A 24,936-nucleotide genomic window follows, 5' to 3' on the forward strand; every position below is an offset into this window, starting at 1 on the left:
CGACGGGGGATACGGCCCGACACGCCGGGGCTCAGGGATATGGCCCGACACGCCGAGGGGTGGCGGGGACCCGTCCGGTCCGCGCCACCCCTCGTCCGCCCTCGGCGGATGTGCCTCGCGCCTACGCGTCGCCGCCGGCCACGCCCGCGTCGGCCGCGGTCACGTCCAGCAGGTCGTACCGGTCCATCGCCGTCTTCAGCAGCGACCGGTCGATCCGGCCCTGCTTCGCCAGCTCCGTCAGCACCGCGAGCACGATCGACTGCGCGTCGATGTGGAAGAACCGGCGGGCCGCGCCACGCGTGTCCGCGAAGCCGAAGCCGTCCGCGCCCAGCGACTGGTACGCACCCGGCACCCATCGCGCGATCTGGTCCGGCACCGAACGCATCCAGTCCGAGACCGCCACGAACGGCCCCTCGGAGCCGGAAAGCTTCTGCGTCACGTACGGGACGCGCTGCTCCTCCTCCGGGTGCAGCAGGTTGTACCGCTCCACCTCCACGGCCTCGCGGCGCAGCTCGTTCCAGGAGGTCGCCGACCAGACGTCCGCCCGGACGTTCCACTCCTCGGCGAGGATCCGCTGCGCCTCGACCGCCCACGGCACGGCCACGCCGGATGCCAGGATCTGGGCCGGGATCTCGCCCCGCTCGGCGGCCTTGTAGCGGTGGACGCCCTTGAGGATGCCCTCCACGTCCACGTTCTCCGGCTCGGCCGGGTGCTGGATCGGCTCGTTGTAGACGGTGAGGTAGTAGAAGATGTCCTCGTTCTCTTCGGGAGTCCCGCCGTACATCCGGCGCAGACCGTCCTTGACGATGTGCGCGATCTCGTAGCCGAACGCCGGGTCGTACGCCACGCACGCCGGGTTGGTCGAGGCCAGCAGCTGGGAGTGGCCGTCGGCGTGCTGGAGACCCTCACCGGTCAGCGTCGTACGGCCGGCGGTCGCGCCCAGCACGAAACCGCGTGCGAGCTGGTCGGCCATCTGCCAGAACTGGTCGCCGGTGCGCTGGAAACCGAACATCGAGTAGAAGACGTACACCGGGATCAGCGGCTCGCCGTGCGTGGCGTACGCCGAACCGGCGGCGATCAGCGACGCCGTGCAGCCGGCCTCCGAGATGCCGTCGTGCAGCATCTGGCCCTGCGGCGACTCCTTGTACGCGAGCAGCAGATCGCGGTCCACCGACTCGTACTGCTGCCCCAGCGGGTTGTAGATCTTCGCGCTCGGGAAGAAGGCGTCCATGCCGAAGGTGCGGTACTCATCGGGTGCGATCAGTACGAAACGCTTGCCGATCTCCTTGTCCCGCATGAGGTCCTTCAGGATGCGGACGAACGCCATGGTCGAGGCGATCGACTGCTGACCCGAACCCTTCTTCGCGGTCGCGTACGTCTTGTCCCCGGGCAGCACCAGCGGCTTCGCACGCACCACACGCGTCGGGACGTAACCGCCCAGACTCTTGCGGCGGTCGTGCATGTACTGGATCTCGTCCGAGTCGCGACCCGGGTGGTAGTAGGGCGGGTAGCCCTCGTCCAGCTGCTTGTCGCTGATCGGGAGGTGCAGCCGGTCGCGGAACCGCTTGAGGTCCTCGACCGTGAGCTTCTTCATCTGGTGGGTGGCGTTGCGGCCCTCGAAGTTCGGCCCCAGCGTCCAGCCCTTGACCGTCTGCGCCAGGATCACCGTCGGCTGGCCCTTGTGGGCCTTGGCCGCCGCGTACGCCGCGTAGACCTTGCGGTGGTCGTGGCCGCCGCGCCCCAGGTGCAGGATCTGGTCGTCGGTCATGTCCTTGACCATCTCGCGCAGCCGCGGGTCGTCCCCGAAGAAGTGCTCGCGGATGTACGCGCCGGACTCGGTGGCGTACGTCTGGAACTGGCCGTCCGGCGTGGTGTTCAGCTTGTTGACCAGGATGCCGGTGCGGTCCTGCGCGAGCAGCGGGTCCCAGGAGCGGTCCCAGACCAGCTTGATGACGTTCCATCCGGCGCCGCGGAACTGCGACTCCAGTTCCTGGATGATCTTGCCGTTGCCGCGCACCGGGCCGTCGAGCCGCTGAAGGTTGCAGTTGACCACGAAGGTCAGGTTGTCCAGGCCCTCACGGGCGGCGAGGGAGAGCTGGCCCAGCGACTCCGGCTCGTCCATCTCGCCGTCGCCCAGGTACGCCCACACGTGCGACTGCGAGGTGTCGGCGATGCCGCGCGCCTCCATGTAGCGGTTCATCCGCGCCTGGTAGATCGCGGCGAGCGGGCCGAGGCCCATCGAGACGGTCGGGAACTCCCAGAAGTCCGGCATCAGCCGCGGGTGCGGATAGCTGGACAGCCCGTCGGGCGCCTTCGACTTCTCCTGGCGGAAGGCGTCGAGCTGAGCCTCGCTCAGCCGGTCGAGCAGGAAGGCGCGGGCGTAGATGCCCGGGGACGCGTGGCCCTGGAAGAAGATCTGGTCGCCGCCCAGGCCGTCGTCCTTGCCCCGGAAGAAGTGGTTGAAGCCCACGTCGTAGAGCGAGGCGGAGGAGGCGAAGGTGGCGATGTGACCGCCCACCCCGATGCCCGGGCGCTGGGCGCGCGACACCATCACGGCCGCGTTCCAGCGGGTCGCGTTGAGGATCTTGCGCTCGATCTCCTCGTCGCCGGGGAAGAACGGTTCGTCCTTCGTGGCGATCGTGTTCACGTAGTCCGTACTGCGCATCTCGGGCACGGCGACACGCTTCTCGCGCGCACGCTCGATGAGCCGGAGCATCAGATAACGGGCCCGTTCACGGCCTCGCTCGTCGACGGCGGCGTCGAGCGAGTCGAGCCACTCCTGAGTCTCTTCGGGATCGAAGTCCGGGACCTGGCTCGGCAGGCCGCCAATGATGATCGGGTTGCGATCGGATCCGGAAGCCACGCTGTTCCTTCGCTGTTCGGTGCTGCTCTACGGGGCCGGTCACGGGAGAACGTGCCCCCGGGGTGTGGTGCCAGTACGCCATCACCATCGTGTACCGCAAGGGCGCAAACGTCATCTCTACCGAGGGGTAACACCTGTGGTCACGAGACATCGCGTCCAGGGCGCGGGGACGGGTCGGCGCAAACGGAAACCATACGCCCAAGCCGTCCAAGCGTTCCCAAAGGCTGTTCGAGTCCGAATGGTGGACCGAAACGGCATAAGCTGTGGAAGGACGTAGAAGGACGTAAAGGATGGGGGCGGTGGCGCCGGGGCCCCGCAGGGAGGCCGCCGACACCGCGGGGACGTGGCAGGGAACGTCCTCGTTTAGGCGGTCTCGGACGCTGGGTACTTGCGCGATCCGCCACTCCCGTGTGGACTACGGCCAACGCCTCGCGCACGCGCGTGGCCGAAGCATTTTCCGAAACATGATCAGGAGGCAACCCGTGAGCGCGACCGCGGACCACGCGGAGGAGCGGACCAACCCGGCGGCACGCCTGGGGTTCGAGCCCGGACAGGTGGTCCAGGAGATCGGCTACGACGACGACGTCGAGCAGGAGCTCCGTGAGGGCATTGAGGCCGCGATCGGTCAGGATCTCGTCGACGAGGACTACGACGACGTCGCCGACGCCGTTCTGCTGTGGTTCCGCGACGAGGACGGCGACCTTACGGACGCGCTGGTGGATGCCATTGGTCTGATCGAGGACGGTGGCACGGTCTGGTTGATGACGCCGAAGACCGGCCGCGACGGGTACGTCGAACCGAGCGACATCAACGAGGCCGCGCAGACCGCTGGTCTCTCCCAGACGAAGAGCATCAGCGCGGGCAAGGACTGGACGGGCAGCCGTCTGGTCCCGCCGAAGGCGGCCCGCGGCAGGCGCTGAAAGGCGCTGAACGCGTACGAGTCAGTCACGAAGGCCCCCGCCGGCTGCGGCCGCAGGGGGCCTTCGTCGTACGGTCCCCGGGTCGCCGATGTCGTCCCCGGTCGTACGGTCGCCCGTGCGCGAGCCGCCGACGTGGTCGCCCGGGGGCTCGGGTCGGCGTGGTTGCCGGGGCCGCCGCGGCTCGTACGGTCCGCCCGGGGCGTATACGGACGACTCCGGCAGTGCCGCGAGCGTGGGTGCCGGGCGGCGGTGCGAAGGGGTAGACGTCGCCCGGAGGGGCGCCGGCCCCGTGCGGGTGCCGTACGGGGCGGCACGGGTCCTGCGTAGGCTGGGGCCACCCGGACAGCCCAGCCCGGTGAACGTAGCGAAGGGACGCGTCTCATGGCGATCGAGGTCGGCACCCAGGCCCCGGATTTCGAGCTGAAGGACAACCACGGCCGGACCGTGAAGCTCTCCGACTTCCGCGGCGAGAAGAACGTCGTACTGCTGTTCTACCCGTTCGCCTTCACCGGCGTCTGCACGGGTGAGCTCTGCGCGCTCCGCGACGAGCTGCCGAAGTTCGTGAACGACGACACGCAGCTCCTCGCCGTCTCCAACGACTCCATCCACACCCTGCGGGTCTTCGCCGAGCAGGAGGGTCTCGAATACCCGCTGGTCTCGGACTTCTGGCCGCACGGCGAGACCTCGCGGGCGTACGGCGTCTTCGACGAGGAGAAGGGTTGCGCGGTGCGCGGCACCTTCATCATCGACAAGGAGGGCGTGGTGCGCTGGACCGTGGTCAACGCCCTGCCCGACGCGCGTGACCTCAACGACTACATCAAGGCGCTCGACGCACTCTGATCCCCCTGGGCGCCCCGGATCCGCCGGGGTGCCCCATCCACCGGACCGTTCCGATCCAGCCGGAGCCCTCCGATCCAGCCGGAGCCCTCCGATCCGACCGGCCACCGGTGGATCCGATCCAATCCGGCCAAAAGGATGCTTCGGCCGGGAACCGGTCACTAGGATCCACTCGTTGATCGGATGCCAAGCAACGTGGAGACGCCGGCGCCCGCCGGCCCCCAGGAAACCAATGGGAGGACTCGTGGGAGTCAGCCTCAGCAAGGGCGGCAACGTCTCGCTGACCAAGGCCGCGCCCAACCTGACCGCCGTGATCGTCGGTCTGGGCTGGGATGCCCGCACCACCACCGGTGGTGACTTCGACCTCGACGCCAGCGCCCTGCTGACGAACGCCCAGGGCAAGGTCAGCAACGACGGCAACTTCGTCTTCTTCAACAACCTCAAGAGCCCCGACGGCTCCGTCGAGCACACCGGTGACAACCTCACCGGTGAGGGCGAGGGGGACGACGAGGTCATCAAGGTCAACCTGTCCACCGTTCCCGCCGACGTCGACAAGATCGTCTTCCCGGTCTCGATCTACGAGGCCGAGACCCGTCAGCAGAGCTTCGGCCAGGTGCGCAACGCGTACATCCGCGTGGTCAATCAGGCCGACAACAGCGAGCTGGCGCGCTACGACCTGAGCGAGGACGCGTCCACGGAGACCGCCATGGTCTTCGGCGAGCTGTACCGCCACGGGGCGGAGTGGAAGTTCCGGGCCATCGGCCAGGGGTACGCCTCGGGGCTGCGCGGCATCGCGCAGGACTTCGGCGTCAACGTCTGAGATCCGGCATCCGGGGTCTCGCCACCCGAGCCCCGGACATCGGGGTCCCGTCGTCCGGGACCCCGAACTCCGGGGTGCCGACGTCCGGTCCCGGGGTTCTCGGCGTCCGAGGTGAGGGCTCGGACGCCGAGGTGACGGCGGTCGAACAGGCACGGGACCGGGTCGGTCCGTCGGACGCGACCCGGTCCACCCAGGCACACAGCCCGTCCGGCGCCGCACACCGTGTGCGGCGCCGGACGGGCTCAGCAGTCGATCCCTGCGCAACAGACGGCTTCATGACTCATCGACTCGGGGAGGACCACACCATGGGCGTCACACTCGCCAAGGGAGGCAATGTCTCCCTCTCCAAGGCCGCACCCAACCTCACTCAGGTGCTGGTCGGGCTCGGCTGGGACGCGCGTTCCACCACCGGTGCCGACTTCGACCTCGACGCCAGCGCGCTGCTGTGCCAGTCGGGCCGGGTGCTCGGCGACGAATGGTTCGTGTTCTACAACAACCTCAAGAGCCCCGACGGCTCCGTGGAGCACACCGGCGACAACCTCACGGGCGAGGGCGACGGCGACGACGAGTCGGTCATCGTGAACCTCACCCAGGTCCCGGCGCACTGCGACAAGATCATTTTTCCGGTCTCCATTCATGAGGCGGACAGTCGGGGGCAGACCTTCGGCCAGGTCAGCAATGCGTTTATCCGCGTGGTCAACCAGGCGGACGGTCAGGAACTCGCGCGGTACGACCTCACCGAGGACGCGTCGACGGAAACCGCGATGATCTTCGGCGAGCTGTACCGGTACAACGGCGAATGGAAGTTCCGCGCCGTGGGACAGGGGTACGCGTCGGGGTTGCGCGGGATCGCTCTAGACTTTGGGGTCAACGTTTCGTAAAGCCGCGCATGGCGCGGGGGAGCCCCGTTCAAGCCGGGGGAGACCCGATACATACACGAATGGGGTAGTCAGTGCTTTTGAAAACCTTCGGCTGGTCGTTCGCGGTCACCGCGCTCGGCCTGGCCGCAGCGGCCATCTACGGGGGGTGGGAAGCCTTCGGAGTGGTGGCGATCCTGTCCATCCTGGAGATTTCTCTGTCCTTCGACAACGCGGTGGTCAACGCCGGAATCCTGAAGAAGATGAATGCCTTCTGGCAGAAGATCTTCCTCACGATCGGTGTGCTCATCGCGGTCTTCGGTATGCGACTGGTGTTCCCCGTCGTGATCGTGGCCGTCACCGCCAAGATCGGTCCCATCGAGGCGGTCGACCTTTCGTTCAGCCAGCCCGAGCGCTATCAGGAACTGGTCACGGACGCCCACCCGGCGATCGCCGCATTCGGTGGCATGTTCCTGCTCATGATCTTCCTCGACTTCATTTTCGAGGATCGTGACATCCAGTGGCTGCGCTGGATCGAGCGCCCGCTCGCCAAGCTGGGCAAGGTCGACATGCTGTCGGTCTGCATCGCGCTGATCGTGCTGCTGATCTCGGCCATGACCTTCGCGACCAACGCGCACCAGCACGGCGGCGGGCACGCCGACAAGGCGGAGACCGTCCTGCTCGCCGGGGTCGCGGGTCTGATCACGTACCTCGTCGTCGGCGGCCTGTCCGGCTACTTCGAGAACCGGCTGGAGGAAGAGGAGGAGCGGGAGCACGAGGCCGAGGAGGAGGCCCGGAAGAGCGGCAAGAAGGTCTCCGCGATCGCCCTCTCCGGCAAGGCCGCGTTCTTCATGTTCCTCTACCTGGAGGTGCTCGACGCGTCCTTCTCGTTCGACGGTGTCATCGGCGCCTTCGCCATCACCAACGAGATCGTGCTGATGGCCCTGGGCCTCGGCATCGGCGCCATGTACGTCCGTTCGCTCACGGTCTACCTGGTGCGGCAGGGCACCCTCGACGACTACGTCTACCTGGAGCACGGCGCCCACTACGCCATCGGCGCGCTGGCCGTCATCCTCCTCATCACCATCCAGTACCAGATCCACGAGCTCATCACCGGCATGGTCGGTGTCCTGCTGATCGGTTGGTCCTTCTGGTCCTCGGTCCGGCGCAACAAGGCGCTGGCGGCCGCGGGCGGGGACGACGAGGCGGGAACCAGGACGGAAGTCGCGTCCGGGGTGTGACCCGGTGGGGAATGAGGAACGCTCTCAGCGGGGCGGTCCGCGTGGCGACGGTTCTCCGGAGACGGAACCGGCCCGGCGGCCCGCCCCGCGGTGATGTGGGTGGCTGTGCGAGCTTTGGGACGGCCGTCGCCATCGGGCCGGGGGCACTTCCGATCGAGAGAACCGAGAGACGTGGGGGTTGGGGATGGGGTTCCTGGACAACCTGTGGCCGGGACGGCAGCCGCAGTTCGAGTCGGGCAACGCGCTGACCAGTTCGATCGTGCTCAGCAAGCGGCACGCCACGGTCTCGCTGGCCAAGAGCGGCGCGCTGAACGGCAATCTGCGGGTCAACCTCTCCTGGCGGATGCGCACGTCCGACATAGAAGGCAGATCTCGGCAGAGCGGCCGGCTGCTGCGGCCCCTGAAGATGTTCCAGCCCGATGTCGTCCAGGCACACACCCAGGGGATGGTCAACGTGGACCTGGACCTGGGCTGCATGTACGAGCTGAAGGACGGCACCAAGGGCGTGGTCCAGCCGCTGGGCAACTTCCTCGGCGACCTGAGCGCACCGCCGTACATACGGCTCAGCGGGGACGACCGCTTCGGGGCGCCGTCGGGCGAGACCGTCTACATCAATCTCGACCAGCGCGAGCACTTCAAGCGGCTGCTGTTCTTCGTCTACATCTACGACCAGACACCGGCCTTCGACCGCACGCACGCCAAGGTGACGCTCTACCCCGGCAACGGTCCGCAGATCGAGATCGAGCTTGACGAGCAAGCCCCGGAGGCGCGCTCCTGCGCGGTGTTCACGGTCGACAACTCCAAGGACGAGTTCGTCGTGCGGCGCGAGGTGAAGTTCGTGTACGGCTTCCAGTCGGAGCTGGACCGCATGTACGGCTGGGGTATGCAGTGGGGGCGCGGCTACAAGTCCCGGACCTGAGAACGGCGCGCCGGGCCGCGGTCGGTCCACGACAGACGTCCTGGTGCCGGGTGCGTGCCGCCCCGGCGCCATCTCACTGCCGTACGAACTGCGGACTTACTGCCGTACGAACTGCGGCCCCTGCGGAGGCAGCACGAAGTTCGGGTCGGGGGCGGGCGCCGCGGCCGGGGCGGGCTGCGGATAGCCGTAGGCGGCCTGGGACGCGGGCGCCTGCGGGTACCCGTAAGCGGGCGGGGGGACGGCCGGCTGCGGGGCCATCGGGGGCTGCGGGTAGCCGTATCCGGGCTGCTGGTGCTGGACCGTGACGTGCGCGTCGGGGCCGGGCGCCGGGGCGGGAGGGAACGCGGGCACGGGCGGCGGGTACGCGGGAGCAGGCACGGGCGCTGCCACGGGCGGGGACGCCGCTATCGGGGAGGGTGACGGCGCGGGGGACGGCGTGGGCAGGGGCGTCGGTGAGGTGACCGCGGAGGCCGAGGGCGACGGAGCGGGCTCCGCCACGGGCTCCGTCTCGTCGACCGAGATGCCGAAAGCGGTCGCCAGGCCGACCAGCCCGGTCGGATAGCCCTGCCCCACGGCCCGGAACTTCCAGCCATCGCCGCGCCGGTAGAGCTCCCCGCAGATGATCGCCGTCTCCTCGCCGGTCTCCGGACGTACGTCGAAGACGGCCAGCGGCTCCTCGCCGGTGCCCGCCGTGTCGTACAGCAGGATGCGCAGATCGCGCACCTGGGCGAATGCGGCGCCGTCGGAGGACGCGGCGATGATCACCTGCTCGACCGAGGGGTCGAGCGCGGTGAGGTCGGCCTCGATACTGTCCGTGAGCCCCTCGGGCACACTGCGCTTCGGCAGCCGTCGTACCAGGCCGGAGGGGTGGCGCGGCTGGTTGTAGAAGACGAAGTCCTCGTCCGAGCGCACGCGTCCGTCGACTCCCAGCAGCAGGGCCGAGGCGTCCACATCCGGAACCCCGGTGCCCGGCGTCCAGCGCAGCACGGCCCGTACGGCCATGGCGTCCAGAGGGACGTTCGAGCCTTTCACCATCGCGTGCGTCATGCCCGTCATCCTGCCTTCTGGCTGCCCGCGCGGACAACGCGGGGGTCGCTCGGGGTTTCCCGGAGGCGGCGCGTAGCAGGGCGAATCGCCGCACGTCGCGTGGTCGGTAAGTGGTCGGTAAATGGACGAGTTACCTGGAGTTCATGCTCACGGGGAACTCTTGACACTCTTCCGTACGTACTATTACCGGCCATGTGTCGTCCGGTCCGCCAGGTAGTACGGGGAAATAAATGCGTCATTTCGGGCACGTTGCGCCCTCGGCCCGAGAGAGGCTGTTCTTCCGGGACCCCTGCGTGTTCGGGGCGGATTCGCCAGCCCATGTTCTTTCGGCCGCTCTCGGGGCGACTCTGTACAGCCCCGCCACCAGACCACGACTCGCCGACGACATCATCAAGCAGGTCGCGCGCGGAGTCGTGTCGATGGTGCTCTGCCTGGAGGACTCGATCGACGACTCCGAGGTCGCCGGTGCCGAGGAGAACCTGGTCAGGCAGCTCGCCGACCTCGAAGCACGCGGCGACGAGCTCCCCCTGCTCTTCATCCGGGTCCGGGAACCCGGCCAGATCGTCGATCTGGTGCGCCGACTCGGCAGTGCCGTCCGGTTGTTGTCTGGATTTGTACTTCCGAAGTTCACGGAAGAGCGTGGCATGCCCTTCTTGGAAGCCCTCCTTCAAGCCGAAAAGGCATGCGGGCGGCGCCTGTTCGCGATGCCCGTTCTCGAATCGCCCGAGCTGCTGCACCTGGAGACGCGCCGGGAAACACTCCGGGGAATAGCCCGCACCGTCGACAAGTACCGCGAACGCGTGCTCGCGCTGCGACTCGGCGTCACCGACTTCTGCTCGGCGTACGGCCTTCGCAGGCCGCCCGACATGACGGCGTACGACGTGCAGATCGTCGGCGCCGTCATCGCCGACGTCGTCAACGTGCTGGGCCGGGCGGACGGCACGGGCTTCACGATCACCGGACCGGTGTGGGAGTACTTCCGGCTCCAGAAGCGCATGTTCAAACCGCAGCTGCGCCGCAGCCCCTTCCTGGAGGGCCGGGCCGAGGAACTGCGCACGGCACTGATCGAGCACGACCTGGACGGTCTCCTGCGCGAGATCGAGCTGGACCGGGCCAACGGTCTCCTCGGCAAGACCTGCATCCATCCGTCACACGTCGCGCCCGTGCACGCGCTGTCGGTGGTCAGCCACGAGGAGTTCAGCGACGCCCAGGACATCCTGCGGTCCGAACGCGACGGCGGCGGCGTCATGCGCTCCGCGTACACGAACAAGATGAACGAGGTGAAGCCGCACCGCGCCTGGGCCGAGCGGACCCTGCGGCGCGCCGAGGTCTTCGGCGTGGCGAGGGAGGACGTCGGCTTCGTGGAGCTGCTGGCGGCGGGGGGCGTGGAATGAGCGCCCCGAGTGAGGAGCGGACGTCGGGCATGGTGTGGTCGGGCAACTGGGTGACGGAACGGCTGGGCGTCGAACTCGTCGGCGACGGGAGGCCCGACGGCGACGGTGACCTGCGGGAACTGCTGGGCCTCGCCCTGCGCCGCAACCCCAAGCGGGCCCATCTGCTCGTGTCGAACGTGCTCGGCAAGCATGTGCCGCAGAAGCCCTCCGTGGTGTACGGCGCCGGATTCGAGCTGGGCCGGCGGGTGCGCGCGCTCCTCGGCGAGGCCGAGGCGCGCCGGGCGGTCGTGCTCGGATACGCGGAGACGGCCACCGGTCTCGGGCACGCGGTCGCGGACGGGCTCGGCGTGGCGCCGTACCTCCACTCCACGCGCCGGCCCGTCGACGGCGTGGCGCGTGCGGGCGGCTTCGAGGAGTCGCACTCGCACGCCACCTCGCATCTGCTGCTCCCGGAGGACCCCGGGCTGCTGGCGGGCGGCGGCCGGGGCGACGGCAAGGCGCCCGGCGTCGTCGCCGGGGAGCCGGGAGCCGTCGCCGACGCGCCGCTGGTGCTGGTGGACGACGAGTTCTCCACCGGCAACACCGTGCTCAACACCATCCGCGCCCTGCACGAGCGCTACCCGCGCGGACGGTACGTCGTCGTGGCCCTGGTGGACATGCGCTCACCCGCCGACCGGGGACGGCTGGCCGCGTTCGCCGCGGAGATCGGCGCGCGCGTCGACCTGGTCGCGCGGGGCTCGGGCACGGTCACGCTCCCGGACGGTGTCCTGGAGAAGGGCCGGGCGCTGGTCGCCGCACACGAGAAGGCCGGATCCGGCAGCCGGGAGCCGGTCGCCGGCCCGGGGCGCGCGTCCTGCACCCGGGTGGACCTGCGGTGGCCGGCCGGTGTGCCCGACGGCGGACGTCACGGCTTCACCCCCGCCCACCGGACCGCCCTGGAACGGGCACTGCCCACCATGGCCGCCCGCGTCGCCGCCGAGCTGGGCGACGCCCGACGCGTACTCGTCCTCGGATTCGAGGAGCTGATGTACGCCCCCCTCCGACTGGCCGCGGCACTGGAGGAGCGCACGGACGCCGAGGTGCGCTACTCGACGACCACGCGTTCCCCCGTCCTCGCCGTGGACGATCCGGGCTACGCGATACGCAGCCGACTGGTCTTCCCGGCCCACGACAACCCGGCCGACGGGCCCGGCGACCGGTACGCGTACAACGTCGCGGGCGCCGGGTTCGACGCCGTGGTCGTGACTGTCGACTCCGTCGCCGACACCCACGAACTCCATGCCCCCGGCGGCCTGTTGGCGCGGCTCGCCGCGCACACCGACCGTGTCCTGCTCGCCGTCGTTCCGTCGTACGTCCCCTCGTGCGGCCCCCGCCCCCACCTCCCCAACTCGCAGGTCCCCGACTCGCACGTTCCTGACCCATACGCCTGCGACTCTTACGCCTCCGAACGGCAGGAGCCTCCCACCGTGCTGCCCGAGCCCCTCCGCGGCCCCGTGTTCTCCTCCTACGCGCCGGACGAGGTCGGCTGGCTGCTCCAGGACCTCTCGCACGTCGAACTGGAGGCGCCGGTGGAGGAGCGCGAGGAGGCGATACAGAGCGGTGGCGCGCACTACGCCGAGTCGTTGCCCGTCGAGTACCAGCCGTCCGCCCGGTACCAGAGCCTGTTCAAGGCGGCGTTGGAACTGTCGGCCGCCCGCGTGGCCCGTGCCGTCGGCACCGTCACCGAGACGGTCCTCGCCGAGCGCACACCCCGCCCCGTCCTGGTCTCGCTCGTCAGGGCCGGCACCCCCGTCGGCATACTCATGCGCCGCTGGGCCCGCCACCGGCACGGTCTCGACCTGCCGCACTACGCCGTCTCCATCGTGCGCGGCCGGGGCATCGACGCCAACGCCCTGCGCTGGCTGGCCGCCCACCACGACCCGGCCGACGTCGTCTTCGTCGACGGCTGGACCGGCAAGGGGGCGATCACCCGCGAACTCGCCGAGGCCCTGGCCGAGTTCGACGGCGCGGAAGGGGGCGAGGGGGGCGTGAGGGCCAAGCGCTCCGGTGGCTTCGACCCGGAGATCGCGGTCCTGGCCGACCCGGGCGGCTGCGTGCGCACCTTCGGCACCCGTGAGGACTTCCTGATCCCGTCGGCCTGCCTCAACTCCACCGTGTCCGGGCTGGTCTCGCGTACGGTTCTCCGCTCCGACCTGGTCGGTCCCGACGACTTCCACGGTGCGAAGTTCTACCGGGAGCTCGCGGACGGCGATGTGTCCGGCCACTTCCTCGACACCGTCACCGCGTGCTTCGACGAGGTCGCCGACGCCGTGGACGCGGAGGTCGCGGCACTGCTCGCGGCCGACCGTACCCCCACCTGGGAGGGCTGGGCCGCGGTGGAGCGCATCAGCGAGGAGTACGGCATCCACGATGTGAACCTGGTCAAGCCGGGCGTCGGCGAGACCACCCGCGTTCTGCTGCGCCGTGTCCCGTGGAAGATCCTCGCCAGGCGCGGTGCGGGCGCGGACCTCGCCCACATCCGGCTGCTGGCGCAGCAGCGCGGGGTGCCGATCGAGGAGGTCGACGGACTCCCGTACACGTGCGTCGGGCTGATCCACCCGAAGTACACCCGGGGCGCGACGGGCGCGGACGGCAGGGCGGTGGAGTCGAAGTGACCGCACCGGACATGTCCCGCGACTCCGTGACCCTGGTCGCCAGCGATCTCGACCGCACCCTGATCTACTCCGCGGCGGCGCTCCGGCTGGCCATGCCGGACGCCGAGGCCCCCCGTCTGCTCTGTGTGGAGGTGTACGGGCACAAGCCCCTCTCCTACCTGACCGAGACGGCCGCGGCGCTGCTCGAGGAACTGGCCCGCACCACGGTCTTCGTCCCCACGACCACCCGCACCCGTGAGCAGTACGGGCGCATCCGCCTCCCCGGCCCCGCGCCCCGGTTCGCGATCTGTGCCAACGGCGGGCACCTTCTCGTCGACGGCGAGTCCGACCGCGACTGGCAGGCCCGGGTCTCCCGCAGGCTCGCCGCCGAGTCGGCCTCGCTCGCCGAGGTCCGCGCCCGCCTCCTGGCCGCGGCCGACCCCGCCTGGTTGCTCAAGGAGCGCGTGGCCGAGGACCTCTTCGCGTACCTCGTCGTGGAACGCTCGCAACTGCCCGACGGCTGGGTCGAGGAACTGGGGGAGTGGGCGGGGAGCCGTGGCTGGACGGTCTCTCTCCAGGGCCGCAAGATCTACGCCGTACCGGCCTCGCTCACCAAGAGCGCCGCCATGCGCGAGGTCGCCCGGCGCACGGGTGCCACGCGCACCCTCGCGGCCGGTGACAGCCTCCTCGACGCCGATCTGCTCCTGGCCGCCGACCACGCCTGGCGACCGGCCCACGGAGAACTCGCCGAAACCGGCTGGGACGTCCCGCACGTCCAGGCCACGGCCGAGGACGGGGTGGCCGCGGGCGAGGCGATCCTGAGACACCTCCTGCGGGCCTCCGGCCCGGACCTCCTTCCCGGGCCCCGACCGGAGCGGGCGCGCCGATCCGGAGACGGGTCCGCCGATTCGGAGCGTGCGCGCTGATCCGGGGGGCGTGCGTCGGCGCCGGGGCGGGCGTGCGTCGGTCCCGGCTCGCCGGTGCGGTCCGGTGCGGTCCGGTGCGGTCCGGTGCGGGACGTCCGGCGCGCCGACTGCCGACATGCGCGGGTGACCGACACACACACCGACTCGCCGACAGGCGCCGGGTTCACGTGCACTCGTGGTGAGCAGCGGCTTGCGATCGCCGCTTGCTCGCCCGTCGTCGCCTGCCCTCGCCCATTCTGGTCCGTCCCCGCCCGTCCTCCGGTGTGGGAGGCTGGGGCACGACGATCCCGGGAAGCGAGGGCCGGGGCACAATCAGGCCCGGGAAGATCCGGAGCCGGGGGAGCCCAGGGAACAGGCGGCCCCGAACCCGGTGGGACCGAACAGGAGCGTGCGATGGCCAAGGGCAACGAAACCAAGATCACGGATGAGCTGTACGCGTACATGCTGGCCCACAACCCGCCGCTCGACGCCGTGCAGCGGGAACTCGTCGAGACCACGTACGCGCGCCTGCCCGAGCACGCGGGCATGCAGTCCGCGGAGGAACAGGGACCGCTGCTCGCCTTCCTCGTCCGGCTGATCGGGGCCCGGCACATCGTGGAGGTCGGTACGTTCACCGGCTTCTCAGCCCTGTCGATGGCGCGCGCACTGCCCGCCGACGGGCGGCTGATCGCCTGCGACATCTCCGAGGAGTGGACCGCCTACGGCCGTGAGGCGTGGGAGCGGGCCGGAGTCGCCGACCGGATCGATCTCCGCATCGCCCCCGCGCTCGACACGCTGCGGGCGATGCCGGCCGAGCCGCACATCGACCTCGCCTATCTGGACGCGGACAAGGACAACTACATCCCGTACTGGGAAGAACTGGTGCCCCGGATGCGGCCGGGCGGTCTCCTCGTCGCGGACAACGTGCTCTTCCACGGCCTGGTGACCGATCCGCGGGCGACCGGCAGCGCGGCGGCGATCCGGGCGTTCAACGATCACGTGGCCGCCGATCCCCGGATGGAAAGCGTGATGCTGACCGTGGCCGACGGGCTGGCCCTCTCCCGCAAGCGGTAGGAGCCGGGACGCGCGCTCAGCCGCAGCAACCGCCGCCGCAGCAGCCGCCACCGCCCCCGGCACCCGCCGACGGGGCGGCAGACGCCGCCGATTTGGCGGACGACCCTCCCACGGCGACGGTGGAGAGCAGCTTCACGGTGTCGGAGTGTCCGGCGGGGCAGGAGGCCGGGTCCGAGGACTGGGCCATCGGGCGGCTGAGTTCGAACGTGTCTCCGCAGGAGCGGCAGCGGTACTCGTAACGAGGCATGCCCCCAGGCTATCCGTCACGGGACGACGGCAGACAGACATGTCTCCGGCCGGCGTCGGTGGCAGAGGGTGGCGGGTGCGGGGGCGGCCGGCAGGAGTGGTGGGTGCGCGGGCGGGTGTCAGGGGCGGCGGACGATCGGCATCGTCGCCGTTCTCCGTCTCAGCCCCAGCTCGCGCTCGGCCTCCTCCGGGTGGCGGGCCCGCCAGTACGGATTGTCGTGGGGGAGCCCGCCGCTGACCCGCCCGTACATCCCGAAGACCATCAGCATCAGGCCGACCACGAAGCTGAACAGCACGTTCTGGAGGTGGAAGGCGAGGAAGTTGAACTTCGTGTCGAGCAACGCGAGGTTGACGAAGCCACTGAGGATGAACGCGACACCCAGGACCATGTTGAGCGTCGAGGCGAAGTTGCCGCCGATCACCATTCCGGCGAAGAGCAGCAGGCCGACGCAGATGGAGAGGACGCTGAGCGCCCCGTTCGTGTTGAGGCCCGCGACGGTGGCGCCGCCGGTGCTGAAGAAGCCGATCCTGTCGATCAGCCCGAGGATCCCGAAGGCGAGCAGCACCAGCCCCATCAGCCCGGCCCCGATCCGGTAGACGCGGTTGAGCCGGTGATCGACCGGGAGGTGCTGGTCGAGCCGGGGGACTCTCCGGTTGCGGCGTCGAGGAGTCCGGCGTCCGATGGCATGCGGTGCGTGGGTGGCCATGTCGGCCTCCTTCAGGGCTTCCTTCAGGGCCTTCGCGCCTACTCCCAGGATCCGTCGAGGGCGACAGGGATGCATATCAGAGGAACGCATACACATCAGATCGGAGAGGAACGTGCGCGCACCGGGGCGGCAGGTACGCATGAGAGGCAAGGCACGCACCAGCAGGCAGGCATGGACGCATGCACGCATGGACGCATCAGGGGACGGTAGACGACCCAGAGGTGCAGAGGGACAGGGGCGTAGAGGGCACAGGGCCGCCCAGGGACGTAGAGGCTCAGAGACGTAGAGGGCACAGGGGCGGGGCGAACGTCCGGGGCGGCGCGCGTACCGGGGTGACCCGGGCCGGACGAGGAGCCCCCGCCCGAACGGATCAGGCGCCCGCGCCGCGTTCCTCACGGATCTCCGAGACCACCCGCGCGGCCGTGCGCCGCACCGCCTCGGTCTCGGTGAGGAAGTGCCAGTAGTCCGGGTGGTGCTCGTCCAGTCCGGCGACGGCGCGTTCCAGCCGGGCCACCGCGTCGTCGAGCGGGCGGGCGTGCCGGGGGTCAGGGGTGTTGCGTCCGGCCATGGCCAGGCGTTGGGCGTCCCTGATCGTGAACCGGGTCCGCTGGATCTCCTGCTGCGGGTCCTTCGACACGTCGTTCAGTCGGCCCAGCCGGTCGCCGGCCATGGACATCGCCTCGTCCGTGGCGTTCAGCAGGGCGCGTGCCGTGCTCAGACGGGAGGTGGCGTCGGCCCACCGCTGTTCGTCCCGCGCTCGGGCGGCTTCCTTCAGCTTCTCCTCGGCCTGCCGCACGTTGACCGCCGTCTGCTCGGGGACCGGCTGAAGGTCCTGCCAGCACGAGGCCGAGAAGCGCCGCCGCAATTCGCTCAGCACCGGCTCCACCGAGGCCGCTCGGGTCGTCAGTGCCTGGGCGCGCGTCCGCAGCGACACCAGCCGGTGGTCGATCTCCGCGGCCCGTGCGGGCAACCGGTCCGCATCGGCACGTACCGCCTCGGCGTCCCGCAGCACCCGGTCCGCGCGCTGCAGGGTCTCCTGGACGCCATGCCGCCCGGCGCCTTCATTGAGCTTGGTCAGCTCGGGGGCGAGGGCGGCCAACCGCGCGGCGAGGTCATCCGCTCGCAGTCCGGACGCCCGGACCGCATCGAGAGCATTGCTCGCTCCGAGGAGCGCCTGTCGCGCCCGCTCCACGGCCGGCGCGAGCCGGGCGAGCTGTGTCTCCGCCTTGCCCAGGAGCGGCCCGAGGCCGCGAGCGAACCGGTCCAGCTCACCCTTGACCCGTACCAGCTCGTCCCTGGCCGCGGTCAGCTCCGTCCTGGCCCGGGCCGCGACGGCCGGCTCCAGATCGTCCCGGTCGAGATCGTGCGCGTCGACCGCGGTGATGTACCGGTGGCTGGCCTCGTCGATCCGCCGCCCGAGAGCGTCGAAGTCGTCGACGGCCCTGCGCGAGTCGGGCGAACTGTCCACGGCGGTGATCGTCTCGATCGAGATCCGCACATCGCGCTGGGCCGTGTCCAGCTCGTAGAAGGCGGCGGCCGCGGCGTCCTTCGCGACCTGCGCTTCGGCGCGCTGACTCCCGCCGCGCCCGCCGAACCAACGCCTCGTACCCCCACCGGCGAACGCTGCGGGCAGGGCCGCCGCGAGCAGCGGCAACGGGAGCAGCGTCAGCGTGAGAACATCCCCGAGTGCTCCGCGGAACCGGGCATTCCCCGGCCTCCCGCGCCCCCTGGAACTCCTGGACCTTCCGGGTGCCTCGCTCCCGGAGTCCGCGACGGCTGAGCCCTTGGCACCCTGGGCACCCTTGGCGGCGAAAATCCTGGCGATGGTGCCCTTGGCGGTGGTGTCACCGGCGGAATCCCGACCCGCTCTCGCCTGCGGCCGCGCGTGTGTCGCCGTCACATCCCTCTCCCGTGCCGTTCCGCCCTGCCCGGTACATTCTCCCACCAGGTAAGGACGAACACACGGGCCGATCAGTTCGCGGTTCGAACCGTGATCCCGCCATTGTTGCTCCGAGCCTTCACGACATGAGAACTGTCGTCGCTGCGCGGCACGTCCACCGAGGTCCTTCCGTTGCGGGCGGTGGCACTCACCGCGTACTCCACGGAGCCGCCCGGCAGGCCGATGGTGATGCTTCCGTTGTCGCTCCGGGCCTTGACGAGGTCCGGAGCGGAGGCGAAGCCGAGCCGGATCCCGCCGTTGTCGCACTGCGCTTTCACGGACGTGGCCGAGATCCCCTCCGCGACGACGGTTCCGTTGTTGCTCTCCAACTCGAGTGGCCCGCTGGAGTCCCTGACGGTGACGCTGCCGTTGTTGTTGCGCAGGGTGAGGGGCGTGTCGAAGCCGGAGGCGGTGACCTTCCCGTTGCCGCCCTCGACGATCACCGCCACTCCGCGCGGCACCTTCACCTGGTGCCGCGAGCTGCAGTCACTGATCAGGGCCCGGCACTTCACCTGGAGCGTCAGCGTGTCGTCCCGCAGCCTCCACTGCGGTTCGGGCCCGCTCCCGGCGAACACCCAGCCGTCGACGTGCCGGGTCACCTCGACGTTCCGTACATCGGCGGGTGCGAGCTCCAGCGTCGTGTTGCCGGCGTCGATGGTCAGTGTCCTCCCGGTTGTGCTCCCGGTTCCTTCGCCGAGCGCGAACGACTTGTGCTCGGCGGGCGCGTCACCGGGATCCGAACTCCCGCAACCACTGACGGCGAGCCCCAGGAGCAGGGCTCCACCGGACGCGATGAGAGCACGGGTGCGGACTGCCACGATGATCTATCCCCCACGATTACGACGGGTGGTCCCCGACGGTGTGGCCTCACCGTACGCACGCGGCCCCGACCGCCGGAATCCGGTCGGCCACCGTGAGTGGGGTGGGGATAACCCCCCACCTCACCCGGCCCCGGCCCGATTCTCCGCCTGCCGCACCTTCGTCGCCCCCGTCGGCCCGGGACCGTTTGTGACCGTGGTCGATCGGCCATGTACCCTGTTGGTTCATCCACGGGTGCGTAGCTCAGGGGTAGAGCGCTGCTCTTACAAAGCAGATGTCGGCGGTTCGAAACCGTCCGCGCCCACCGTGAGAAATTGCAGGTGAGAGCCTGATTCGGCCCCACAGTCGCGATCGACTGAGGGGCCTTTCTCTGGCCGAAGTCCACTCAGAGTCCACATCCCCAAAAGATGAGCACTGCCCATCACTCGTTCGAGGGGGTGGAGGACGTGCGCTGACCACAGAGAGTACGGCGCATGGGAGGGGCAGGAGTGTCTCCCCGCGCACGCCTGACACGCGTACAGCGCCACCGGGACGCGTACCTCGCCCGTACTCGGATCGCTGTGCGGCATCGCGGCGCGCTGCGGCGAGGCGTGCCAGGACGTGACGGACATGCAGGAACCCCCTACGTCGACCGGTTGCTGGGCGATCACGGTAGAGGGCTCGCGGAACTGGGAGGGGGACAGTCTGCCCCCCGTCCCAGGGTGTCCCCCTTACCCGGTGGCGACGCCGACGGCGGCGGCCAGGCGGCTGGCCTCTCCTCGGAGGGCCCGCGGGGCGGTACGCCACAGGTCCGATGCGACCGTGCGGGCGGACGGGGTGAAAGCGACGGTCTCGGCCCCGATCTCGTGCGCGATCTTCATGACGTGGAGCGCTGCCGTGCGGTTCCCGCGCTGAAGATGCCCGCGGGCGACCTCTACCCAGAGGCGGGCGCGCCGCTCGCGAGACGGCATCACGTCCGGGTCGAGGTCGTCAGCGGCGCCGAGCGCGCGCCCGGCCTTCTTCAAGTCGACATCGACCGACACCGCGTGGAAGTCGACGTTCGCCCAGGCCGAAGACCGTGGACGGGTGCACGTACGAGGCAGGCAACGACTTCGCGACCTGGTCACCCTTCCCCCAGTACCGCCAGGCGTCGCCCTCCCGCCCCTCGCGCGCCGCCGTCACTGCGGCGTGGAGCTGGAGGGCTCCGTAGATGCCCCGCCAGTCGTCCGGCGCGTTCTCGAGGTGGGGGCGGATCGGGTCGGCGGCCTCGTCGACGACGCGCAACGCCTCCGCCGGGTAGCTGGTTTCCCGCATGATGTTGCCCATGTTCCAGGCGCTCGCCGCTATGGGCGCGGGCTGGTCGGCATCCTGCGCAGCCGACAGCGCACGGTCGGCCACCACCCACGCCAGCTCGGCCGGGGCGATGTACGCGGTCGCCTGCCCGGTCAGACGGTAGATGTCGGACAGCGCGCGACCAGGGCGGCTCGACGCTCGTCGCCGTCGAGCGTACGCACGGCCGTCTCTCCGTCGCGGATCAGCGCGGGCAGCAGGGCCCCGACTTCGGTGCGATTCCTGGCCGAGGTGTGCCACAGCCTCCACGTCTGATCCGCGCGCCCCTGAAGCACAGCCGGGGAGACGGGCCCGGCGGCCGGGGCCGCGAGGCTCCGCGTCATGACCGCAGCCCAGATGTCCGGCATGACCGGGTGCGAGAGGCGGCCGAGCGGCACCGGCTGCGCGGGACCGGCCTCGGTGCCGGTGATGACTGACAGATCGGACACCTGAAGCGCGGAGGCGAGCCTGAGCAGCAGGGTGTGCGAGCGAAGCTCCCGTTCACCAGTCTCAATCTTCTTCAGCCAGTCCGGGCCCCGGCCGCACAGCTCCGCCAAGACCGGCCGGGTCATGCCTCGTGACTCGCATAGGACTCGGATTCGTTCGCCAATGCCCAAATCTGATGCGGGGTGGGTCATGGGTCCCCTCCGTCGGCGGTCGGTTCCGTCAGCGTAGGGGCGGGCGACGCATTGAGGGGAGGCCGCGCGGCTCCCAGAAGTCCTTCCCGCACCGTCGTGCGATCCGGGCTGTGGCAATCGAACTACCTGACGAACTGATCGAACTGGAGCGCGCGGCCTGGGCCGAGCAGCAGGGGAACCGACTGACGGTCGAGACCGCGACGGCTGTGCAAGCGGCGATCACCGCCCACGCCGAGGCGACGGGGCAGTCCTGGTACGAGGTCGAGGCCGCGCTGAAGCGTGCCGTCCGGCACCCGGTCGACGGCACCGACGGATGAGCCCGGACACACGAAACCGCCCCCTCCCGCAACACGCACGGGAGGGGGCGGAACAGGGGGTCGGGGAACAGCGGAACGAAAACCGGCGTCTGTACGCTCCGTGACGATCCACCGCGGATGATGGCCCGTTATCCGCGGCACCGTCGCGATGAGCTGCGGCTACGCTCGGCCGAGGTCGCGTGAGGCGGCCCCGTTATCTGCGGCAAGGCCGCTGGCGCCAGTCCTCGTTCCGTTGTTCTTGAACCCCCGTCTCAGGTGCCCGAGCGCGGACTGCGTTGGATTCAGCCGGCCCAGACGCCAGAGTTCGCTGTGGTCGAGCCGAAGTCGAAGATGAAGCGGGTGCCGTCCAAGACGTCGGTGGCGACCACGGTCCACTGGCCCGCGTAGGCGGTCTTGAAGGAACTCTGGCAGTACCTGCTGCCAGAACTCTGGTAGAAGCAGACCGCGATTTTGGTCGTCGTGTTGGGCTTGATGTTGATGTCGTTGCAGTTGCTGGTCGTGGTGAGGGTGGTGGATCCGTTGTTCGGGTACCACCGGTCCCCCGCCGGTTTGGAGTAGGACTTCGCGCTGCCGTAGCAGGACTGGGCCGTGAGGGGCCCCGCGGTGGCCGTGGAAGTAGTTGCGGCCGTCAGTCCACCAGCCGCCAAAGCAGCGGCAGCCAGAATACGGATAGTGCGTGAACGGATACGCATGCTTCCCCCTACCTCTTACGCCGATTCATCCGACGCTCAGTGGACTGTAGGAACTCGCACAACCATCCGGATAGGTCATGTTCTGGACAATCTGATGAATGCTGGCGATTCTATTGGCCTCGATGTCCTGGCTCAGGCATCAGCCGCAAAATAGCCACGAGTGAAGCTCGGACCATAGGTTGGCTGGGTGTCACTCACCGAGGGAGTTGGGGGTTGCAGAACAACGGAACGAGGACTGGCGCCAGCGGCCTTGCCGCAGATATCGGGGCCGCCTCACGCGACCTCGGCCGAGCGTAGCCGCAGTTCATCGCGACGGTGCCGCGGATAACGGGCCATCATCCGCGGTGGATCGTCACGGAGCGTACAGACGCGGGTTTTCGTTCCGCTGTTCCCCGACCCTCGATCACTTTCGTGGCCCCTCGAAAGTGATCGAGGGGCCGTCCGCGCGCGGAGGTGGGGCTACTTGCGGCCTGCCACAGAGCCCCAGAGCCGCCTCGGCGAGGCCGATCACCGCCTCCAGACGTTGACCTTCTTGGTCGACAACAGCGCAGCGCCCTCCGGGCCCTTCATATGGGCGAGCACCCAAGTCTGCCTGCGCAGCGACCGTTCCGGCCCGTACGCCTGGTTCCGCCAGTGCCAGACACGATCCACCGGTCCCGGTACGTGCGCTGGTCCGTGCCGGCATCCGGGTCGCGGTCCTGCGGGACGTACTGTCGGCGCAGATCGGTGATGGTCACTTCCGGGGCGGGAAGGCCGTCGCGGGCGTATGCCCTGGCGATGGGCTTGTCTGCCCGCTCTGGTGTCCGGTAGAGGCTCGGATGTGGGACCTTCTCGACGGCCCCAGCGGCCCGCCTGTCACCGTCGGCGCCGCGCGCTTGGAGGCGGCGATCCTCGGCCTGCGGATTGTGGCTGCTGGGGATGGTGGCTGCCATGAACAATGCCTGCGGTTGGCGAACACGCTGAACCGGATGCTGCCCGAATGCCTCGATCGATCCGGAGTCTCCGTGGTTTGCCCCGCTGGCGGTTAATCCCCCGGGGTGCCCGATAGTCAGCTGAGAGGTTGCGGGGTGCCCGACAGTCAGCTGAGAGGTTGCACGACGAGGCCCCAGCTCTATGGCTGGGGCCTCGCCATGTCCCCCAGATGCGGCGGGTGGCCTCCTGCGCGACGGTGGAGAGAGCACTGAACCCACTCCCCTGGGAGAGTCATGATCGTCAAGATGCTGCATGAGAAGGGCCTGAAGTCCGAGCACGCCTACTGCGCCGGCTTCCTCTCGATCGGCTTGTCCGTGGCCTCGTGGTTCGGGTCGATGACGGTCGAGCCGCTTGGGGTGGCTCGTGCGGACCGGTGGGGCATTTTCGTGGGTGAGTGGGCGCCGACGTTCTTCGCCCTCGGCCTGGCCCTCGCGAACTATGAGCGCGCCGACGTCGATGTCGGCCTTGAGGCGGAATCGCTGCACCCCGTCACTGACTGACACCCATGTCTGGCCATCTGCCTGTGGTGGTGTACCCGCCTGATGAGTCGGGCGGGCGTCGGGTGCGCGTGGATGGGGAGATTCTCGGGATGGCCCACTCGCTTCGGGATGTCACTGAGTTTCTGCGCCGGGCTGGGATGGATGACATCAGCGAAGACGACGTGGCTCTGTCCGGGGTGATCGACTGGCGTGGGGGTGGGCCAGAACTGTGGCCGGCCCCGTGGTGAGCGTGCCGTCTGCAGGCGTCGCCGAGTTGTCCTGGGCATGGGCTCCTATCCCCCGGTCACCGGCTCGTACCCGTCCGACCCTCGGCTTCCGCTGCTGACCGCGGACGAGGCGCGGGAGGCGGCGCGGCTACTGCGGCACCTCGCCGACGACAGCGCGGAGGGACGGGCGGGCGGGGACCTGGCGGCGGATCTCGCCCGCTGGTTGCCTGCAGAGTGACGCGGCTCGTCCCGTCGGAGCAGTCACTCGTGACGGCACCAACCGCCGTGGCCGGTTGGTGCGGCAGGGTTTCCTTGGCCCTGCGCTCCCCATCACACTGATGCGATGGGGAGACAGAGCCAGCCAGTACATATGACCACTACTGACTCACCAATGACGGGGCGTGAGATAGCACTGAACTGGATGATCTGGGGAGCTGAAGCCCGGACTCTTACCGAGGCTGTTTCCAACCTTGAGGCGATTGCCGCGAGCCAGGCGGCCGATGCGGTCATCGGGGTGCGCTTCGTCGCGGTGCCAGACACGCACACGAGGGTGGGCCTCTTGTCTGGCGAGTCGATCGAGACTCGGACGGTCTACCAGGGGTATGGAACCGCCATCCGGTACTCGTGACGTGCCTTGCGACCTCCACTCGTGGACAGCGCGCTTTCCCGCCGGCCCTGCACACACGTCAGCGCCCGCGAGGTCGGTGTCAACCGCAAGACGGGCAACCGCTGGACCTACGGGCGGACGCTGAAGAACAGCACCGGCAAGGACTACGTCTACGCGCCGATCGCTGAGAAGAAGGACGGCCAGGTCTCCGACCGCTTCCTGTCCGAGGACGAGCGCGCACAGATAGCCGACCTGCTCTGCGCGGGCCACTCGCCGCGCTCGATAGCCCGTCGGCTTGGCGGCAGCCCGTCCACGATCAGCCGCGAGCTGCCACCGCAACAGCAACCCCGCCACCGGCGCCTACCAGCCCTTCCAGGCCCAGCGTCGTGCCGTGGCTCGGCGAGCCAGGTCGAAGGAAGGAAAGCTCCGGCGTGATCCGGAGCTGAAGGAGTCGTCGAGCTGCACCTGGGCAAAC

At 69.5% G+C, this 24,936-nt stretch carries 27 protein-coding genes and 1 tRNA gene; 17 read left to right on the plus strand and 11 right to left on the minus strand.

Translation table 11 applies throughout. The features are described 5' to 3' along the window. Nucleotides 1-121 precede the first annotated feature (121 nt). Nucleotides 122-2,863 (minus strand): pyruvate dehydrogenase (acetyl-transferring), homodimeric type, encoded by a 2,742-nt coding sequence (aceE, locus tag ACGF2V_RS03680; RefSeq protein ID WP_362620663.1) that lies wholly within the window; start codon nucleotides 2,861-2,863, stop codon nucleotides 122-124. 482 nt (nucleotides 2,864-3,345) lie between these two features. On the opposite strand from aceE, the gene ACGF2V_RS03685 reads away from it, so the two are divergent. From ACGF2V_RS03685 to ACGF2V_RS03710, 6 genes are all read left to right on the plus strand, one after another. Further along, on the plus strand, nucleotides 3,346-3,783 hold the full coding sequence (locus tag ACGF2V_RS03685) for a DUF3052 domain-containing protein (RefSeq protein WP_362620665.1): 438 nt from the start codon (nucleotides 3,346-3,348) through the stop codon (nucleotides 3,781-3,783). Between the two features lie 381 nt (nucleotides 3,784-4,164). Next, a complete protein-coding gene (locus ACGF2V_RS03690; RefSeq protein WP_362620667.1) occupies nucleotides 4,165-4,623 on the plus strand; it encodes a peroxiredoxin in 459 nt (152 codons plus the stop codon). Between the two features lie 241 nt (nucleotides 4,624-4,864). Next, nucleotides 4,865-5,440 (plus strand): TerD family protein, encoded by a 576-nt coding sequence (locus ACGF2V_RS03695; protein ID WP_362620684.1) that lies wholly within the window; start codon nucleotides 4,865-4,867, stop codon nucleotides 5,438-5,440. Between the two features lie 305 nt (nucleotides 5,441-5,745). Then, entirely contained in the window at nucleotides 5,746-6,321 is a 576-nt protein-coding gene (locus ACGF2V_RS03700) for a TerD family protein (RefSeq protein WP_362628363.1), read from the plus strand. Nucleotides 6,322-6,392: 71 nt separating this feature from the next. Beyond that, nucleotides 6,393-7,538 (plus strand): DUF475 domain-containing protein, encoded by a 1,146-nt coding sequence (locus ACGF2V_RS03705; RefSeq protein ID WP_362628349.1) that lies wholly within the window; start codon nucleotides 6,393-6,395, stop codon nucleotides 7,536-7,538. A gap of 184 nt (nucleotides 7,539-7,722) precedes the next feature. Beyond that, nucleotides 7,723-8,457 (plus strand): Tellurium resistance, encoded by a 735-nt coding sequence (locus ACGF2V_RS03710; protein WP_362628347.1) that lies wholly within the window; start codon nucleotides 7,723-7,725, stop codon nucleotides 8,455-8,457. Nucleotides 8,458-8,553: 96 nt separating this feature from the next. Here ACGF2V_RS03710 and ACGF2V_RS03715 read toward each other — a convergent pair whose 3' ends face one another. Next, nucleotides 8,554-9,504 carry a TerD family protein gene (locus ACGF2V_RS03715; protein WP_362704437.1) on the minus strand — a complete coding sequence of 317 codons (951 nt, stop codon included), beginning with the start codon at nucleotides 9,502-9,504 and terminating at the stop codon, nucleotides 8,554-8,556. 230 nt (nucleotides 9,505-9,734) lie between these two features. Here ACGF2V_RS03715 and ACGF2V_RS03720 point away from each other — a divergent pair, with 230 nt between their 5' ends. From ACGF2V_RS03720 to ACGF2V_RS03735, 4 genes are all read left to right on the plus strand, one after another. Next, entirely contained in the window at nucleotides 9,735-10,898 is a 1,164-nt protein-coding gene (locus tag ACGF2V_RS03720) for an HpcH/HpaI aldolase/citrate lyase family protein (RefSeq protein ID WP_362628341.1), read from the plus strand. After that, entirely contained in the window at nucleotides 10,895-13,552 is a 2,658-nt protein-coding gene (locus ACGF2V_RS03725; protein WP_362704440.1) for a phosphoribosyltransferase, read from the plus strand. Before ACGF2V_RS03720 ends, ACGF2V_RS03725 begins: the two co-directional genes overlap by 4 nt. Nucleotides 13,553-13,563: 11 nt before the next feature. Next, on the plus strand, nucleotides 13,564-14,457 hold the full coding sequence (locus tag ACGF2V_RS03730; protein ID WP_362628360.1) for an HAD family hydrolase: 894 nt from the start codon (nucleotides 13,564-13,566) through the stop codon (nucleotides 14,455-14,457). Between the two features lie 393 nt (nucleotides 14,458-14,850). Then, the gene (locus tag ACGF2V_RS03735; protein WP_362704442.1) at nucleotides 14,851-15,510 is read left to right on the plus strand and encodes an O-methyltransferase; all 660 of its coding nucleotides are present in this window, start codon (nucleotides 14,851-14,853) and stop codon (nucleotides 15,508-15,510) included. A gap of 16 nt (nucleotides 15,511-15,526) precedes the next feature. On the opposite strand, the gene ACGF2V_RS03740 is transcribed toward ACGF2V_RS03735, so the two are convergent. From ACGF2V_RS03740 to ACGF2V_RS03755, 4 genes are all read right to left on the minus strand, one after another. Then, nucleotides 15,527-15,757 carry a zinc ribbon domain-containing protein gene (locus ACGF2V_RS03740; protein ID WP_362704445.1) on the minus strand — a complete coding sequence of 77 codons (231 nt, stop codon included), beginning with the start codon at nucleotides 15,755-15,757 and terminating at the stop codon, nucleotides 15,527-15,529. A 118-nt stretch (nucleotides 15,758-15,875) separates the two neighbouring features. Then, nucleotides 15,876-16,463 carry a DUF4383 domain-containing protein gene (locus ACGF2V_RS03745; protein ID WP_362628330.1) on the minus strand — a complete coding sequence of 196 codons (588 nt, stop codon included), beginning with the start codon at nucleotides 16,461-16,463 and terminating at the stop codon, nucleotides 15,876-15,878. 370 nt (nucleotides 16,464-16,833) lie between these two features. Then, nucleotides 16,834-18,363: a hypothetical protein gene (locus tag ACGF2V_RS03750; RefSeq protein WP_362704448.1), complete on the minus strand. Its 1,530-nt coding sequence runs from the start codon at nucleotides 18,361-18,363 to the stop codon at nucleotides 16,834-16,836. A 71-nt stretch (nucleotides 18,364-18,434) separates the two neighbouring features. Beyond that, the gene (locus tag ACGF2V_RS03755; protein ID WP_362704451.1) at nucleotides 18,435-19,220 is read right to left on the minus strand and encodes a DUF4097 family beta strand repeat-containing protein; all 786 of its coding nucleotides are present in this window, start codon (nucleotides 19,218-19,220) and stop codon (nucleotides 18,435-18,437) included. 233 nt (nucleotides 19,221-19,453) lie between these two features. On the opposite strand from ACGF2V_RS03755, the gene ACGF2V_RS03760 reads away from it, so the two are divergent. Continuing rightward, nucleotides 19,454-19,525 (plus strand) — tRNA-Val (locus ACGF2V_RS03760). 406 nt (nucleotides 19,526-19,931) lie between these two features. On the opposite strand, the gene ACGF2V_RS03765 is transcribed toward ACGF2V_RS03760, so the two are convergent. Genes ACGF2V_RS03765 through ACGF2V_RS03775 form a run of 3 tightly spaced genes read right to left on the minus strand, consistent with a single transcriptional unit; the run spans nucleotide 19,932 to nucleotide 21,167 of the window. Further along, the gene (locus tag ACGF2V_RS03765; protein ID WP_392910639.1) at nucleotides 19,932-20,243 is read right to left on the minus strand and encodes a hypothetical protein; all 312 of its coding nucleotides are present in this window, start codon (nucleotides 20,241-20,243) and stop codon (nucleotides 19,932-19,934) included. Next, on the minus strand, nucleotides 20,191-20,601 hold the full coding sequence (locus tag ACGF2V_RS03770) for a hypothetical protein (protein ID WP_362704457.1): 411 nt from the start codon (nucleotides 20,599-20,601) through the stop codon (nucleotides 20,191-20,193). The genes ACGF2V_RS03765 and ACGF2V_RS03770 overlap by 53 nt, the downstream gene beginning before the upstream one ends. A 44-nt stretch (nucleotides 20,602-20,645) precedes the next feature. Continuing rightward, entirely contained in the window at nucleotides 20,646-21,167 is a 522-nt protein-coding gene (locus tag ACGF2V_RS03775; RefSeq protein ID WP_362704460.1) for a helix-turn-helix domain-containing protein, read from the minus strand. Nucleotides 21,168-21,277: 110 nt separating this feature from the next. Between ACGF2V_RS03775 and ACGF2V_RS03780 the strand changes: the two genes are divergently transcribed. After that, nucleotides 21,278-21,484 (plus strand): hypothetical protein, encoded by a 207-nt coding sequence (locus tag ACGF2V_RS03780; protein WP_362704463.1) that lies wholly within the window; start codon nucleotides 21,278-21,280, stop codon nucleotides 21,482-21,484. A gap of 281 nt (nucleotides 21,485-21,765) precedes the next feature. Here ACGF2V_RS03780 and ACGF2V_RS03785 read toward each other — a convergent pair whose 3' ends face one another. Together ACGF2V_RS03785 and ACGF2V_RS03790 are read right to left on the minus strand one after the other, a co-directional pair. Further along, nucleotides 21,766-22,131, minus strand: a complete 366-nt coding sequence (locus tag ACGF2V_RS03785) for a hypothetical protein (RefSeq protein ID WP_362628313.1) — start codon at nucleotides 22,129-22,131, stop codon at nucleotides 21,766-21,768. 552 nt (nucleotides 22,132-22,683) lie between these two features. Beyond that, on the minus strand, nucleotides 22,684-22,827 hold the full coding sequence (locus tag ACGF2V_RS03790; RefSeq protein ID WP_362628310.1) for a hypothetical protein: 144 nt from the start codon (nucleotides 22,825-22,827) through the stop codon (nucleotides 22,684-22,686). 554 nt (nucleotides 22,828-23,381) lie between these two features. On the opposite strand from ACGF2V_RS03790, the gene ACGF2V_RS03795 reads away from it, so the two are divergent. The 5 genes from ACGF2V_RS03795 (at nucleotide 23,382) to ACGF2V_RS03815 (ending at nucleotide 24,896) form a co-directional block, all read left to right on the plus strand. Next, nucleotides 23,382-23,648 (plus strand): hypothetical protein, encoded by a 267-nt coding sequence (locus tag ACGF2V_RS03795; RefSeq protein ID WP_362628308.1) that lies wholly within the window; start codon nucleotides 23,382-23,384, stop codon nucleotides 23,646-23,648. 5 nt (nucleotides 23,649-23,653) lie between these two features. Continuing rightward, nucleotides 23,654-23,875: a hypothetical protein gene (locus ACGF2V_RS03800; protein WP_362628305.1), complete on the plus strand. Its 222-nt coding sequence runs from the start codon at nucleotides 23,654-23,656 to the stop codon at nucleotides 23,873-23,875. 37 nt (nucleotides 23,876-23,912) lie between these two features. Continuing rightward, entirely contained in the window at nucleotides 23,913-24,092 is a 180-nt protein-coding gene (locus tag ACGF2V_RS03805) for a hypothetical protein (protein WP_362704465.1), read from the plus strand. Between the two features lie 132 nt (nucleotides 24,093-24,224). Then, a complete protein-coding gene (locus ACGF2V_RS03810) occupies nucleotides 24,225-24,482 on the plus strand; it encodes a hypothetical protein (RefSeq protein WP_362628302.1) in 258 nt (85 codons plus the stop codon). Between the two features lie 21 nt (nucleotides 24,483-24,503). Beyond that, nucleotides 24,504-24,896: a helix-turn-helix domain-containing protein gene (locus tag ACGF2V_RS03815; RefSeq protein WP_392910646.1), complete on the plus strand. Its 393-nt coding sequence runs from the start codon at nucleotides 24,504-24,506 to the stop codon at nucleotides 24,894-24,896. Nucleotides 24,897-24,936 lie beyond the last annotated feature (40 nt).

It is taken from the genome of Streptomyces sp. NPDC047982, from assembly GCF_043204165.1.
In the GTDB taxonomy this organism is placed as follows: Bacteria; Actinomycetota; Actinomycetes; order Streptomycetales; family Streptomycetaceae; genus Streptomyces.